The following is a 14,506-nucleotide window of genomic DNA, read 5'->3' as shown; positions in this document are numbered from 1 at the left end:
CGCCCTCGTCCTGAGGAGCCGCGTTAGCGGCGTCTCGAAGGGCAAGGCGGGTTACTGGTCCCCTACTTCAGCAAAAACACCCGGCCGGGGTCGCTGACGGCGGGGGCGACGGCGGCGCCCTGGATGTAGTCGAAGCGGGCGCGCTTGGCGGCGGTGGCGGCCTCGAAGGTGGCCGCGCCGTAGAACACGCTGCGCATATGCGCCTTCTCGGCGGCGGCGGCGAAACCCTGCATCTGCTCGTATTCATCGCGTTTGGGCGTGCCGACATGGCTGCCGTCGGCGGCGATGGCGAGCATCTTCAGCCCGACGAAGCGCTGCGGACTGCGGAAGCCGAGCGGCTGCCGGGCGACGAAGCCGGCGAAGAACGGCCCGACATAGGAGAACAGCGTGTGCAGCCTGCCTTGCGGCACACCCTCCGGCAGATCGACCACGTCGAGCAGCATCCGCCTGGAGGAAATTCGGGGCAGCATCTGGCACGCGGCGATGAGCTGGGTGCGGAACGGCTTCACCGCCAGCGTCTCGAAATGCACCGGCACCAGCAGCAAGGCCCGGCGGCTGTGACCGGCGCGCACCAGCGCCTCGCCGGCATGGATCATGGCATAGCAATCCAGCTCGCATTCGAACACGCCGGTGCGCCGCTCCCGCTCCTCCCCGGAGGTCTTCCAGACCGGCAGCACCAGGCTGGCGGCATAGGCGGAGATCAGCCGCTTGCGCACATTCGCCATCGGCCAGTAGGTGATGCGCAGCTCGCTCTCCAGCTTCTGGAAGCTTTCGCGCTCGGCCTGCTCGGCGCTGCGCTGGGCGGCCTCCACCGTCTGGTCCAGCCCTTCCGGCGTGGTCAGCGTTTCCGCGGCGCTGTCGCGGTCCAGCTCCAGCACCAGGGCGCGGCAGGTCACCAACCCATCCTGGATGCCGGAGACGCCGCTCAGCTTCTCGTTGATCTCGCGGGCAATGCGGGCCGATTTGTCGTCCGCCTCCTCCCGCGTCGAGCGGCCGAACAGGATGACCATGCGCTCCTCGTCGATGGTCAGGAACACATCGACCGGGGTGGTGTGCTTGCGAATGGCCGCCTCGGCCAGCAATTGCACCTTGTCCTTGATCGCCGGCCAGCGCTCGCCGAATGTCTTGCGCACCTCGGCAAAGCCCAGCATCTGGACATTGCCGGCGATCAGCGCCTCGGCAACCAGCTTGTTGTTGCGGACGAATTCGAGGATGCGGTCGCGGAAGATGGCGGGATCGCCGGGATCCAGCTTTTGCCGCGAGAAGGATTCCAGAAATCCGCTCTTCTGCGCGCCCGCCTTGGGGTCCGTTATGTTCGCGACGGTTTTGTAGAAACCGGACTTCTCCATGCCTACTCCTGGCCGTCGCCAGCAGCCGATCCGTACCGGCGCGACCAGTATTTATCGCAGGAAAACCGGGCTTCTGTAAGGCAATTCAAAAAATTGCCATCGATCAGCTGCCGCTATCGAGCGCCTTCCAATACTCCTGGTTTAAGCCGTTCATCAGCCTGTCATGCTCGGTTGCAAGGCATTGCCGCATGCCGAAGGCGTAGCCGGCGGCGGCCTTGGCGTCGCAGGCCGCGTGCGCGGCCCTGGCCTGCTGTAGCGCGCCCGGGGAGGCGCTTGCCAGAAGCTGCGGGTCCAGCGCCTGATCCCAGGCCGCCTGCCGCTCCTCCGCGCTGGGCTGGTAGCGCAGCAGGCCCGGCAGGCGAGCACTCACCCGGCCGATGATCTGCGCCGCCGACGAGCGGTCGTCGGCATCGACCACGCGGTGACCGACTTGGCGCATCGGGCCGGCCGCCATCGCCAGCTCATCGGCGCTTTGCGGCCGCGGGTCGCCGGCCACCACCGGCGGCAGCAAGGTGGCCTGCGGCTGGATGGCGATGCTGATCCGCGTGGCTCCGAACTGCGCCAGCGTGGTCGCCGGCAGGCTCATCGTCACGGCGGAATGGCCGCGGCGGCTGACGATCTTCAACGCCTCGGCCGGCAGCGCGATGCTGCTGCCATCGGCCCGGGTGGCGGTGATTCGTATGCTGTCCGCCTCGGCCGGGCTGTAGGCGGTAAAGGGACGCGGACCGTCGCGGTCCTGTTGCAGGCAGAAGGCGCTGAACTCCGCCTGGCACCCCTCCGTGTCGCAGATTAGCGGCACCGGCGACAGGGTGGCGACCAGCCCCAGCGCCTGGGGCGCCGCCTGGGCGGTCCCGGCGGCGGTCCCAGCCAGGGCGACAAAAGCGGCGGCGGCAAGCAGGGGCAAGCGGTAAGCAGACATGGCGCACCTCCCGACAGAAGTAATATGCATCAAGCGTCTCACCAAGCCGGGCGGCGGTCAATCAGTAGGCGCTAATGATTTTGTTCATGGCACCGCTAGCGGTGCCGGTCGGTTGCGTGGAAAGGGCGAAGCGGCTATCTCTGTCGCCGAACCGTCACGGATTTCCAGGAGTATGCGATGACCAAGCCGGTGCATGTCGTCGGCGGCGGATTGGCCGGGTCGGAGGCCGCGTGGCAGCTGGTCCAGGCCGGCATTCCGGTGGTGCTGCACGAAATGCGACCGGTGCGCGCCACCGAGGCGCACCAGACCGACCGCATGGCCGAGCTGGTCTGCTCCAACTCCTTCCGCTCCGACGATGCGGAATATAACGCGGTCGGCCTGCTGCATGAGGAGATGCGACGCTGCGGCTCGCTGATCCTGCGCGCCGGCGACGCCGCCAAGCTGCCGGCCGGCGGCGCGCTGGCGGTGGATCGCGATGTCTTCGCCGGCCAGGTGACCGAGGCGCTCGAAGCGCACCCGCTGGTCACCATCGAACGCGGCGAGGTCGCCGGATTGCCGCCGGAAGACTGGGACAGCGTGATCCTGGCCACCGGCCCCCTCACCTCGCCAGCCCTGGCCGCGGCGGTGCGCGGCCTGACCGACGAGGCGTCGCTGGCCTTCTTCGATGCCATCGCGCCCATCGTCTACAAGGAAAGCATCGACTTCTCCCGCGCCTGGTTCCAGTCGCGCTACGACAAGGTGGGGCCGGGCGGCACCGGCAAGGACTACATCAACTGCCCGTTCGAGAAGGACGAATATCTCGCCTTCATCCAGGCGCTGCTGGAGGGCGAGAAGACCGAGTTCAAGGAATGGGAAAAGGACACACCCTATTTCGAGGGCTGCCTGCCGATCGAGGTGATGGCCGCGCGCGGCGTTGACACGCTGCGCTACGGTCCGATGAAGCCGGTCGGCCTGACCGATCCGAACAGCAATCGCCGGCCTTATGCGGTGCTTCAACTGCGCCAGGATAACGCACTGGGAACGCTGTATAATCTGGTCGGTTTTCAGACCAAGATGAAATATGCCGAGCAGACACGGGTGTTCCGCATGATCCCCGGTTTGCAGAATGCCGAATTCGCCCGGCTGGGCGGCCTGCACCGCAATACCTTCCTGAACTCGCCGAAGCTGCTGGATGGAGGGCTGCGATTGAAGGCGATGCCGCGCCTGCGCTTCGCCGGGCAGGTCACCGGCGTGGAGGGCTATGTGGAGAGTGCCGCCATCGGCCTGCTGGCCGGCCGTTTCGCCGCCGCCGAAAGGCTGGGCCAGGAGATGACGCCGCCGCCCGTCACCACGGCCCTCGGCGCACTGCTGGGCCACATCACCGGCGGGGCGGATGCCGAGACCTTCCAGCCGATGAACGTGAATTTCGGCCTGTTTCCGGAACCCGAGCAGGATCCCGATCCGAAGAAGCGCATCAAGGGCCGCGAGCGCAAGAAGCTCTATACCGCCCGCGCGCTCATCGATCTCGATGGCTGGCTGGGCGACGCGCGGTTGGCGGCGGAATAGCGGCTAGAATTTCAGGAAGGTCGCATCCCCGTCACGCTCGATCTGGCGCACCAGTTCGATCTCCCAGGACAGATACTCGTTCATCGCCTGCTCGACGCCCTGCTCCCGGTCATAGGGGCGCAGATAGACATCGTCTACTTCCGTGGCGGGCCGGTTCAGGCCCTTCTCCGCCGGCAGCCCATCGGCGCGCCATGTGGCGGTGCCGCCTTTCAGGTAGCACACCTCCGCCTTGGTCTGCGCCGCCAGTTCCGGCACGGCCAGCTGGGCGAGACGGCCATCCTCGGAGGTCAGCACATAGCGTCGCGCCGGGGGCAGCGCCTGCATCGCCTCGGCCAGCCGGGCGCGGATGGCGAACCAGGCGCCGGGGATATGGCCGTGATCGCGGTGATACAGGCTGCGGGCCAGATCGACCACAGCCGCATCCTCGGCTTCCAGCATCATCTTCAAGGCGTTCGGAGTTACGCTCTTGGCGGTCATCTCCTGCGGCCAATAGACCGGACGGATATAATGCGCCGTCTCCAGCGGCTCCGAGATCAGCGCGTTCTCATAAACATAGACGTCCTTCCAGCCCATCTGGACGAGCCAGGAGGCGGTCATAGTCGCGCGCACGCCATTATCGTCGATCAGCACGAGCCTGGCCTGGCGCGTCGGCACATAGGCATCGGTCGCCTGTACGAGCTGCCCGCCCGGCGCGGGATGCGAGCCGGGCACGCGGCCGGTCTCAAACTCGGTCGGGTCGCGCACATCCAGCAGATAGAGCGAGCGCTGCTCCGCCTCCTCGCGGAACCGGTCGACGCCGGCCCGGTCGATCTTCCGCACGCCGAAGCGCGCCGCCACCTCGGCGGCATGGCGCCTGGCGGCCTCCAGCCCGGCCTTGGACAGCTCGTCATAGCGCCGCGTCTGGTTGCGCTCCAGCTCATGGCCGGCCAGGTGCCAGCCCATCGTGCCGTTGCGCAGCGCGATCACCCGGTTCGGAATGCCCGCATTGATCAGTGATTGCGCGCCGATGATGGACCGCGTGCGCCCGGCGCAATTCACCACCACCGTCGTATCGGGATCGGGCGCCAGATCGTGCACCCGCAGGGCCAGTTCCGCTCCCGGCACATTGATGCCGCCGGGAATGTTCATCGCGGCATATTCGTCCATCGGTCGGCTGTCGAGAATGACCAGCTTCTCACCGCTCTCGCTCAGCGCCTTCAGCTCGTCGGCCGACAGGGAGGGGGTATGGTATTCATGCTCGACGAATTCGCCGAACGCCTTGCTGGGGACATAGACCCCGCTGAACAGCTCGTAGCCGGCCTTTTCCCAAGCCTCGACGCCGCCCTGCAAAATGCTGACCTGGCTATAGCCCCAGCCCTGCAGCTTATCCGCCGCGCGCCGCGCCAGCCCGTCCGCCGCGCCGGCGCACAGCACGATGCGGGCGCTCTTGCGCGGCAGCATCGCCGGGGCGTCCAGCTCCAACCGGCTCAGCGGCATGTTGGCGGCCCAGAACAAATGCCGCTTACCGTAGCTGCCCTGCTCTCTGACATCGACAATGGCGAGTTCGCCGCCGTCGCGGATCGCCGCTTTCAACTCGGCCGGGGTCATCGGATATCCGGGTGCGACGGGAAGCGGGAATAGGTGCCGTTGGCCTGGTCGAAATAGATTCGGCCGCGCAGCTGCTCCAGCCCCTGGCCGTACATGTGCAGATGCAGGATCGGCGCATCGGTCAGCACATGGATGGAATGGATATCCTCCGGCATGAAGCCGATGGCCTCGCCCTCGCCGACATCGACCTGGAAATCGACCTCCACCGTGCCCTTGCCCGGCACGCTGCCATCGTCGGTGCGGCGATAGACCTTGTTGTGCTCGGAGCCTTCGATGCCGGCGATCACCGCCCAGGTGGTGTGATTGTGCGGCGGCGTCTGCTTGCCTGGCGACCCCGAATTCAGATACAGCGCGAAACGCTTGTCCGGGTCTTCCGACAGGCGGATGAAAATATCGTTGTTCAGATCGGCCTTGGGGAAATCGCTGCGCGGAAACAGCTCCTTGCGGCGCGCCAGATCGCTCAGCGCCGCCTTGATCCCGTCAAGCGCTTCCGGGGTGATGCCCTTGGCCGCCTCGATGGCCCGCACCTTCGCCACCGTTTCCGCCACTGCTTCCGCACGCCGTTCGGCCGTCGTCGCCATGTTCATCCTCCCTTGCAGGCTTTGAGGGAAGCCTAGGACGCCTGCGTGCCAGGGGCAAGATGGCGGTGCTAGGTCGGTCGGCTTATCGTAGCGTTACCCTGCCTTCTCCAGGGCAGCTTCGGCTTCCATCCAGGCGGCCTCGGTTTCGGCGATCTTCTTTTCCAGCTCGCCCTGGACGCGCATCAGCTCGGCCAGCTTGTCCTTCGGGCCGTTATAGATCGCCGGGCGGCCGAGCGCGGCGGCGATCTTCGCATGCTCGCCGGTCAGGCGTTCCAGCAGCTTTTCCGCCGCATCGGCCTTCTTGCGCAGCGGGGCGAGCTGCTTGCGCTGCTCGGCGGCGATGCGGCGTACTTCCTGGCGCTCGTCGGCGCTCATATCGCTGTAGCTGACGCGCTCATCCTTCGCCGCCTTGTTGCGGCCCAGGATCAGCCGGCGGTAATCCTCCATGTCGCCATCGAACGGCGTCACCCGGCCGTCGGCGACCAGCAGCAGCCGGTCAGCGGTCAGTTCCACCAGATGCGGGTCATGGCTGATCAGCACCACGGCGCCCTGATATTCGTTCAGCGCCTGAATCAGCGCGTCGCGGGCATCGACGTCGAGATGGTTGGTCGGTTCGTCGAGGATCAGCATGTGCGGCGCGTCATGGGTGATCAGCGCCAGGGTGAGGCGCGCCCGCTCTCCCCCCGACAGGCCGGAAATCTTCACGTCCGCCTTGTTCTGCGAGAAGCCGAACGCGCCCAGACGGCTGCGCACCAGCTCTGGTCGGGCATTGGGCATCAAATCGTGCATATGGTCGTAGGGCGTGCGCTCCGCCTCCAGATCCTCGATCTGATGCTGCGCGAAGAAGCCGACGCGGAATTTGGCGGAGCGGTGCTGATCGCCCTCCATCGGCGTCAACCGGCCGGCGATCAGCTTGGCCAGCGTCGATTTGCCGTTGCCGTTCGCCCCCAGCAGCGCGATGCGGTCGTCCGGATCGATGCGCAGGCCGATCTGCCGCAGGATCGGCTTGCCGGCGGCATAGCCCACGGCGGCGCGGTCCAGCGAGATCAGCGGCGGGGCCATCTCTTCCGGCTGCGGGAAGCGGAACACCACGGACGGATCGGCGTTGAAGGCCGCCACCGTGCCCAGCTTCTCGATGGCCTTGATGCGGCTCTGCGCCTGCCGCGCCTTGCTGGCCTTGTAGCGGAAGCGGTCGACGAAGGCCTGCATATGCTTGCGCTGGGCGTCGACCTTCTTGCGCTGGGCTTCCAGCTGCGCCAGCTTCTCCGCCCGCTGGCGCACGAAATTATCGTAAGTGCCGCGGTAATAGGTCAGCTTGCCGTTTTCCAGATGCAGAATGCCGTCCACCGCGCGGTTCAGCAGGTCGCGATCATGGCTGACCAGCAGGATGGTGTGAGGGTAATGCTTCAGATACCCCTCCAGCCATAGCGTCGCCTCCAGATCCAGATGGTTGGTCGGTTCGTCCAGCAACAGCAGGTCGGGCTGCGAGAACAGCGTCGCGGCCAGCGCCACGCGCATCCGCCAGCCGCCGGAGAAATCGTCCAGCGGGCGGTTCTGCATCTCGGTGTCGAACCCCAGGCCGGCCAGGATCGAGCCGGCCCGCGCCTCGGCGCTGTGCGCGCCGATATCGGCCAGGCGCATCTGGATTTCCGAAATGCGGATCGGGTCAGTTGCGGTCTCCGCCTCGGCCAGCAGGGCGGTGCGCTCGGTATCGGCCGCCATCACCGCCTGCAGCGGCGTGGTGTCGCCGCCGGGGGCTTCCTGCGCCACCTTGCCGATACGCGGCTTGCCGGCGAAGCCGATGGAACCGCCATCGACCTGCAGATCGGCGGTGATCAGCTTCAGCAGCGTCGACTTGCCGGTGCCGTTGCGGCCGACCATGCCGACCTTATGGCCGGTGGGCACGGAAACGCTGGCCTCGTCGAACAGGACGCGGCCGGCGATGCGATAGGTGAGATTCTGAATCTGGAGCATGGCGCAGCCACATAGCACGCCCGCGCGATGGGCGGAAGCCGGGCAGGTTTGCACTGCGCCATGTTGACACGGCAGGGCCGCCCGGACAGGGTGCCGGGCTTCCGCAACGGGGTCCGCAACGGAGAGTGCCACCGTGCCCGATATCGTCATTCGCCCGGCCCTGATCGAGGATGCCGCCACCGTGCTGGCGCTGGAGCGGTCACTCGCCCGGTTCCTGAAGCATGAGGCGAATTTCAAGGCCACGCTGGCCGATGTGGAGCGCGACGCCTTCGGTCCCTCCCCCCGCTTCGAGGCCTGGCTGGCGGTGGTGGACGGCCAGCCGGCCGGGCTGCTGACCTTCTTCCCCACCTACTCCACCTTCAAGGCGAAACCCTGCCTGTTCGTCGATAGTCTCTATGTCGAGGAAGGGACGCGCGGCCTGGGTCTGGGCCGGCGGCTGATGGCGACCGCCTGCCGGCTGGCGGTCGAGCGCGGCTGCGTGCGCGTCGATCTGAACGTGCTGGACTGGAATCCGGCTCGCGCCTTCTATGGCAGCCTGGGCATCCAGGAAACCGGCGAGGTGGCGCTGTCGGTCACCGGCGAGACGATGCGCCGATTGGCCGAGGGTTAATCGGCGATGCTGGCCCGGTCGGCTGGCGGCTCGAACACCACACGATGGTTGCGGCCCTCGCGCTTGGCGGCATAAAGCGCGGCGTCGGCCTTCTTCATGATGTCCTCGATCGTCTCGTCGGGGGCCACCAGGCAGGCGCCGATGCTGACCGTGACCGGCAGGGCCCGTCCCGGCACATAGTAAACCGGTTCGTTGGCGATGGATGCCAGCATCTTGTCGGCGATCTTGGGCAGCCGCTTCTCGTCGCAGTCGCTGATCAGCAGCACGAATTCGTCACCGCCCCAGCGGGCGCAGACATCGTAGTTGCGGGCGCTGCGGCGCAGGCGCGCGGCGACCTCGATCAGCACCGCATCGCCGACATGATGGCCGAAACTGTCATTGATGCGCTTCAGCATGTCGAGATCGATCAGCAGCAGCCCCGGCGTGCCGCCCTCGCGCGCCGCCCGGTTACGTTCCCGCGACACCGCATCGACGAAGCCGCGGCGGTTATAAAGGTCGGTCAGCGCGTCCAGATGCGCCAGCCGCTCCAGCTTTTCCGTGCGCTCGCGCACCAGCCGTTCGAGAAGCTGGGTGTGGTCGCCAACCGATTTGGCCATATAGTCGATGGCACGCGACAGCCGGCCGATCTCGTCCTTGCCGAGGTCGCTATGGCCGGTGCTGTAATCGCCGCCCTGCATGCGGCGCACCCAGTGCTCCAGCCGCGCCAGCCGGTCCAGCACGATGCGCTTGAACAGCAGCGTCATCAGCGCAGCACCCGCGCCCAGCATCGCCGCCAGCAGCAGTGCTATGGGGGTGAACAGATCGCGCTCGATGATGCGGTCCACATCCATCAGACTGACATTGTACCAGCCCAGCTGGTCGAGATAACCGACGCCGGCCAGGAAGCGCTTGCCCTTGATGGTGACGAAGCTGGATTTCACCTCCTGCCCGCCATCGGAGACGTCGCGCATCATGGCGGCCAGCCTGTCGCGGTCGGCTGGCCGGTCGAGCAGCGCGAAGACCGTGCTCTTGGCCTTGGTGTCCTTGGTCAGGCTATGGAAATCCACCATCCGAGGGTCGCGGTGCGCCTGGATGGCGCCGCTCTGGTCGACGAACAGGCTGTCGACGCCGACCTGAGGGATGTCAACCACCTCGCGGATGAAATCGCTGAGATCGATGCCGGTGCCGATCACGCCCAGCGTGCGGCCATCCGCCTGCACCTTGCAATTCACCCAGACCTTGGTGACGCGGATATTATCGTCATTATCGACGTTCAGCTGGCAGCTGCGAAGCTCGGTGATGGTCTTGTAGTACCAGCCATCGCGCGGATTTTCCGGGCTCAGCGTGTAGCGCAGCTGCTTGCCGGCATAGGCATTGTCGCGGTCGTTGAAATAGTAATTCCCCGACTCGTGCACGACGAAGAAATAGCTGCGATCCTTGAAGGCCAGCCGGTAATGCTCCAGCTCGGCCAGGCCGCGTTCGCGCTTCTCAGGATCGGATTCATCCTGCGCCCACTCCAGGACGGAAGGCGCGCGGGCCAGGGTTTCCGCCAGCGAGGCCTCGCGGAACAAGGTCTCCAGCCCGCGATACCGGTCATACAGAACCTGCTTCTCGGCGAATAGGGTGCCGAGCTTGATGGTGGTGCGGTCCACCATCCAACCGAAGGCGATGTAGGCCGGCACGCTGACCGCCATGAACACGCCCAGCGTGAGCAGCAGCACCCGCAGGCGCAAGCTGGTCATCAAGCTGTTTCGAAACCGGGAAAGCGCCATGCGTCTGTCAGGTAAGTTTGCAATTTAAAAAGACTTTATAGGCGCACAAACTTACCTGAAAGTTAAAACGATTGCGTTGAATCCGATCGCCTCCTGAAAGGCGGAAATGGCGCGCCCGGCAGGATTCGAACCTGCGACCGCTCGCTTAGAAGGCGAGTGCTCTATCCGGCTGAGCTACGGGCGCCTTTTGGGGGAAGGCGGTTGATCAGTGGGTCCAGGCTCTGAGCTTGGTGAAGGCGAAATTGTCGGCATAGGCTTTCGGCTTGATCGCCGCCCGGGGCTTCGGCTCTTCCACAACAAACTGAAGGCCCTGCTTCTTGGCGTAGGCAATGGCGTCTTCCTTGCTGTCGAAACGCAGCCGCACCTGGTTCATCGTATCGCCGGAGGCAACCCAGCCCATCAGCGGCTCCGGCCGGCGCGGGGTGACCGGGGCATAGTCCAGCACCCATTTGCGGGCCGATGCCCGGCCGGACTGCATGGCGTTCTTGCTCGGCTGATAGATGCGGGCCAGCATGTCTGTCTCCCCCTCGCTCGGTGGTCCCCGAAATCCTTGGTCGGGGTGGACGGATTCGAACCGCCGACATCCTGCTCCCAAAGCAGGCGCGCTACCAGGCTGCGCTACACCCCGAATGCCCGGAAACTAGGGTTTGCGGCGGGTGAGCGCAAGCGCCATTTGTCTCTATGCCGTTGACGGAATGGCGCTGCCGCCCGCCGGCCGGCGGATCGGCGCCAGGCGCATATAGGCGAGGCTGAGCACGGTGGCGCTGACCGCCAGCATGAGGAATTGCAGCGTCGCGTCGATGGCGCCCAGCAGCAATGCCGCCGGGCCGGCCAGCGCCAGGCCGCCGACCAGATCGGCTAGGCCCTGCGAGAGCACCGCCAACGGCAGGTTGGCGATAATGCCGATGACCATCAGCCGCCAGCCATTGCCGCGCGTGATCTCCCAGGAACGGAACAGCTTCAGCCCGCGATCCAGCGCGATCTCCGGCAGGATCAGGCTGAACCGGGCGATCAGCGACAGGATGACGATCAGCAGCAGGCCGGCGACGATGCCGATGAACGGGCCGCCGCCCAGCGCCTCGCCGCCAACCATGCCGGCCAGCGTCACCCCGCCCAGGCCGATGGTCAGGCCCATGATGCCGGTGATGGCGACCAGCAGGAAGGTGGCCAGCATGTAGAGCAGGCTGCGTCTGTCCAGCCCCAGGGCGGAACGCGGCTGCTCGTCGAGCATCACGGTCCGGTGCCAGGCCACGTTGAACACCGCTTGTGCCAGCAGCACCGATAAGCCGGCCATGGCCGATCCCCAACTGGGACCGAACAGCGCCAGGCTGGAAACCGAGGCGGCGGCGACGAACAGCAGCACCAGCCAGGACAGCGCCAGAAAGCGGCGGGACCGGCGGAAAATCAGCTTGTAGGCGGCGATCGCGGTTTCGAATATCGGCAAGGTTGCGGTCATCCCCTCCCCCATCCTTATCGGCAAAAAAACAGGCCGCCTCTGGTGAGAGGACGGCCCGAGTTAGGGAGATTAAGCGTACGCCGCATAGATAGGCATGCGGCAAATCCCTGCAAGGCGGCCGGCCTGCGCGAATGCGCCGCACTTATTAGCGACCTTATCCATTAGCGATCCCGGCCATCACCGAAACGCCTGATGGATCAGCCGCGCGCCCGGGGCGATATTCAGCCGCTCGGCGGTGCCGGCGTTCAATTCCAGCACCGCGCGGGCCAGGCCCGGCGATTCGATGGTCTGGGTGGAGAACGGGATGGTCCGCTCCGCCACGCCGGTCACCGCGCCGGATTCGTCGACGAAGATCATGTCCAGCGGGATGACCGTGTTCTTCATCCACATCGCGATCTCCTGCGGCGGCTCGTAGAGAAACAGCATTCCCGCCTCGGTCTCTAGCCGCTCGCGATACATCAGCCCCTGGGCCTGCTGCTGCGGCGTCACCGCCAGCTCGACGGAGAAGCGGTGCTGCTTGCCGTCCGCCGTCTCGATGATCAGCGCGCTGCGCTCGAAGCCTGTACTCTGCGCGTGGGCGCCGCTCCAGGCCGTCAGCAGCAGCAACAGGGGAAGCAGTATCCTCGCCATTATCTTTCTCCGGTCGGCGTCAATCGGTCAGCACGGTGGCGGCGGCCTGGCGGATCGCGTCCCGGATCGGACCGGGGCGCGGCGCGTCGGCCAGGGTGGTGAACCAATGCGCGGGCGGGTTGCGCCCCCGGCTGTGGTTCCACTCGATTTCCCTTAGCACGGATTGCGCGTCCGGCGGCAGGTCGATCTCGCGTTCATGCCCGTTCAACCCGCCCCAGATGCCGGCCCAGCAGCGCGCCACCGCCCAGGGGTTATAGCCGCCGCCGCCCAGCACCAGCGCACGCGGCGCGGTGCGGCAGAGCAGGTCGACAGCGCGCCAGATCGCCCGGTTGGAGAGCGACAGCCGACTTTGCGGATCCTCCTCCAGCCCGTCGCAGCCGCATTGCAGCACCACCGCCTGGGGCTGGAAGCGCTGCGCCAGCGGCAACACGGCCTCCTCCACCAGATAGGCCAGCTCGTCGTCGTTGAAGCCTTCCGGGACCGGCAGGTTGCGCGCCACGCCGCCGGCGCGGTCGGCCAGCGCGCCGGTGCGCGGCCAGCGGCCTTCCTCATGGATCGAGACCGTCAGCACCCGGTCCTCGTCGTGGAAGGCGTCCTGCACCCCGTCGCCGTGATGCGCGTCGAGATCGACATAGAGGACGCGCCCCAGCCCCTGGTCCAGCATTGCCAGGATTCCCAGCACCGGGTCGTTGAAGTAGCAGAAGCCGCTGGCCCGGTCGCGTTGGCCATGATGCGTGCCGCCGGCCGGGTTATGCACCACCCCGCCCTCGCGCAGCAGATTGGCGGCCAGGATCGAGGCGGCGCAGGAGGTGGCCGGGCGGCGGAATATCTCCGGAAACACCGGATTGCCGTTGCGGCCGATATTGTAGCGCTCCTGATCCTCTGGCGGCACGCTGCGGGTCGCCTCGGCGCGCATTACCGCATCCACGTAATCCGGCGCGTGATAGCGGATGAGTTGCGCCTTCGTCGCCGGCTCGACCGGTCGATAACGCCTTTCATCCCACCAGCCGAGCGAGCGAATCAGATCCAGCGTCGAGGCGACGCGCGGAATCGATAGCGGGTGCTTCCGGCCATAGACCGAGTTCCGGTAGACCTCGCTGCCCAGCAGGATGGGGAAATTCGTCATGCGCTTCAGGTACGTCGCGGCAGCCCGTCGGTCAATCCTGAGAAGGCCGCCTTATGCTTCGAGACAGCCCCTTGCGCGCCGATCCTCTTGCGCCCATAGTCGCGCCTTCCTCGGGGGAGCCTGACGGCTGAGAGGTTGCGCGACGCAACGACCCCAGAACCTGATCCCGCTAGTACGGGCGTAGGGAGAGGCGATGCCGGCAAACGTTTCCAGAAGCATTTCAGCCCCTTTGGCGCGGCCCGCCATCACCCTGGTCGGCCTTGTGCTGTGCTGGCAGGCGCTGGTCTGGGCGACCGCGATCGAGCCTTTCCTGCTGCCGCCGCCGGCCGCCGTGCTGGATGCGCTGATCCTGCGGCACGAGATCATCCTGAAGCATGCCGGCGTGACCCTGCTGGAGATCGTGCTGGGCCTTGTTCTGGGCGTTCTGCTCGGCACCTCCACGGCGTTGCTCATGGCGCTCTCGGGCGAGGTGAGGCGCTGGCTGATGCCGGTGCTGGTGGTCAGCCAGGCGATCCCGGTCTTCGCGCTGGCGCCGATCCTGGTGCTGTGGCTCGGCTATGGCCTGGCCTCCAAGGTGGCGATGGCGGCGCTGATCATCTTCTTCCCCGTTACCGCCGCCTTCCATGACGGGCTGCGCCGCACCGACAAATCCTGGATCGACAGCGCCCGCACCCTGGGCTGCACCGGCTGGCGGCTGCTCTGGCGCGTGCGCATGCCGGCGGCCCTGCCCGGCTTTGCGGCTGGCTTGCGGATCGCCGCCGCCGTCGCCCCGATCGGCGCGGTGGTGGGCGAATGGGTCGGCTCCAGCGCCGGCCTCGGCTATCTGATGCTGCACGCCAATGCCCGCCTGCAGATAGACCTGCTGTTCGCCGCCCTGATCGTGCTCGCGGCGATGGCGGTCAGCCTCTATTTCCTCATCGACATAATCACCCGGCGCGCCCTGCATTGGCAGCCGGAGACAGACCCCGCCTGATTTCA

At 66.4% G+C, this 14,506-nt stretch carries 13 protein-coding genes, 2 tRNA genes and 1 riboswitch; of the genes, 3 read left to right on the top strand and 12 right to left on the bottom strand.

Annotated elements, in window-relative coordinates; translation table 11 throughout:
- Nucleotides 1-62 precede the first annotated feature (62 nt).
- Nucleotides 63-1,349 (bottom strand): hypothetical protein, encoded by a 1,287-nt coding sequence (locus AUP43_RS13395; RefSeq protein WP_067558016.1) that lies wholly within the window; start codon nucleotides 1,347-1,349, stop codon nucleotides 63-65.
- A gap of 103 nt (nucleotides 1,350-1,452) precedes the next feature.
- Nucleotides 1,453-2,268 (bottom strand): hypothetical protein, encoded by an 816-nt coding sequence (locus tag AUP43_RS13390; RefSeq protein ID WP_067558013.1) that lies wholly within the window; start codon nucleotides 2,266-2,268, stop codon nucleotides 1,453-1,455.
- 177 nt (nucleotides 2,269-2,445) lie between these two features.
- Here AUP43_RS13390 and trmFO point away from each other — a divergent pair, with 177 nt between their 5' ends.
- Nucleotides 2,446-3,813, top strand: a complete 1,368-nt coding sequence (gene trmFO, locus AUP43_RS13385; protein WP_067558010.1) for a methylenetetrahydrofolate--tRNA-(uracil(54)-C(5))-methyltransferase (FADH(2)-oxidizing) TrmFO — start codon at nucleotides 2,446-2,448, stop codon at nucleotides 3,811-3,813.
- Nucleotides 3,814-3,816: 3 nt separating this feature from the next.
- On the opposite strand, the gene AUP43_RS13380 is transcribed toward trmFO, so the two are convergent.
- The 3 genes from AUP43_RS13380 to AUP43_RS13370 all read right to left on the bottom strand — a co-directional run bounded on the left by AUP43_RS13380 (nucleotide 3,817) and on the right by AUP43_RS13370 (nucleotide 7,955).
- Entirely contained in the window at nucleotides 3,817-5,400 is a 1,584-nt protein-coding gene (locus AUP43_RS13380; protein WP_067558007.1) for a rhodanese-like domain-containing protein, read from the bottom strand.
- The gene (locus tag AUP43_RS13375) at nucleotides 5,397-5,981 is read right to left on the bottom strand and encodes a cysteine dioxygenase family protein (RefSeq protein WP_067558004.1); all 585 of its coding nucleotides are present in this window, start codon (nucleotides 5,979-5,981) and stop codon (nucleotides 5,397-5,399) included. Before AUP43_RS13375 ends, AUP43_RS13380 begins: the two co-directional genes overlap by 4 nt.
- A gap of 93 nt (nucleotides 5,982-6,074) precedes the next feature.
- Nucleotides 6,075-7,955: an ABC-F family ATP-binding cassette domain-containing protein gene (locus AUP43_RS13370; protein WP_067558001.1), complete on the bottom strand. Its 1,881-nt coding sequence runs from the start codon at nucleotides 7,953-7,955 to the stop codon at nucleotides 6,075-6,077.
- Between the two features lie 133 nt (nucleotides 7,956-8,088).
- Here AUP43_RS13370 and AUP43_RS13365 point away from each other — a divergent pair, with 133 nt between their 5' ends.
- Nucleotides 8,089-8,565 (top strand): GNAT family N-acetyltransferase, encoded by a 477-nt coding sequence (locus AUP43_RS13365; protein WP_067557999.1) that lies wholly within the window; start codon nucleotides 8,089-8,091, stop codon nucleotides 8,563-8,565.
- Here the strand turns inward: AUP43_RS13365 and AUP43_RS13360 are convergent.
- The 7 genes from AUP43_RS13360 to AUP43_RS13330 all read right to left on the bottom strand — a co-directional run bounded on the left by AUP43_RS13360 (nucleotide 8,562) and on the right by AUP43_RS13330 (nucleotide 13,528).
- A complete protein-coding gene (locus tag AUP43_RS13360; RefSeq protein WP_232315153.1) occupies nucleotides 8,562-10,286 on the bottom strand; it encodes a sensor domain-containing diguanylate cyclase in 1,725 nt (574 codons plus the stop codon). The genes AUP43_RS13365 and AUP43_RS13360 overlap by 4 nt on opposite strands.
- 137 nt (nucleotides 10,287-10,423) lie before the next feature.
- A tRNA-Arg gene (locus tag AUP43_RS13355) sits at nucleotides 10,424-10,500 on the bottom strand.
- Between the two features lie 21 nt (nucleotides 10,501-10,521).
- Nucleotides 10,522-10,830 (bottom strand): ETC complex I subunit, encoded by a 309-nt coding sequence (locus AUP43_RS13350; RefSeq protein ID WP_067557993.1) that lies wholly within the window; start codon nucleotides 10,828-10,830, stop codon nucleotides 10,522-10,524.
- A 37-nt stretch (nucleotides 10,831-10,867) separates the two neighbouring features.
- Nucleotides 10,868-10,944: transfer RNA gene (locus AUP43_RS13345), tRNA-Pro, on the bottom strand.
- A gap of 51 nt (nucleotides 10,945-10,995) precedes the next feature.
- Nucleotides 10,996-11,772 carry a hypothetical protein gene (locus AUP43_RS13340; RefSeq protein WP_067557990.1) on the bottom strand — a complete coding sequence of 259 codons (777 nt, stop codon included), beginning with the start codon at nucleotides 11,770-11,772 and terminating at the stop codon, nucleotides 10,996-10,998.
- Between the two features lie 177 nt (nucleotides 11,773-11,949).
- Complete coding sequence (locus AUP43_RS13335) at nucleotides 11,950-12,402, bottom strand: DUF192 domain-containing protein (RefSeq protein WP_067557987.1); 453 nt, start codon at nucleotides 12,400-12,402, stop codon at nucleotides 11,950-11,952.
- Between the two features lie 19 nt (nucleotides 12,403-12,421).
- Nucleotides 12,422-13,528, bottom strand: coding sequence for an acetoin utilization protein AcuC (locus AUP43_RS13330; protein WP_067557984.1), 1,107 nt, complete (start codon nucleotides 13,526-13,528; stop codon nucleotides 12,422-12,424).
- Between the two features lie 102 nt (nucleotides 13,529-13,630).
- A riboswitch (TPP riboswitch) is annotated at nucleotides 13,631-13,732 on the top strand.
- Here AUP43_RS13330 and AUP43_RS13325 point away from each other — a divergent pair.
- Nucleotides 13,722-14,501 (top strand): ABC transporter permease, encoded by a 780-nt coding sequence (locus AUP43_RS13325; protein ID WP_067557981.1) that lies wholly within the window; start codon nucleotides 13,722-13,724, stop codon nucleotides 14,499-14,501. Its footprint overlaps the riboswitch before it by 11 nt.
- The last annotated feature ends 5 nt before the right edge of the window (nucleotides 14,502-14,506 follow it).

Origin of the sequence: Oceanibaculum pacificum (assembly GCF_001618175.1) — a bacterium.
Taxonomy (GTDB): Bacteria; Pseudomonadota; Alphaproteobacteria; order Oceanibaculales; family Oceanibaculaceae; genus Oceanibaculum; species Oceanibaculum pacificum.
The sequence above is the reverse complement of the archived record's forward strand: the minus strand, read 5'-3'. Positions and strand labels throughout refer to the sequence as shown.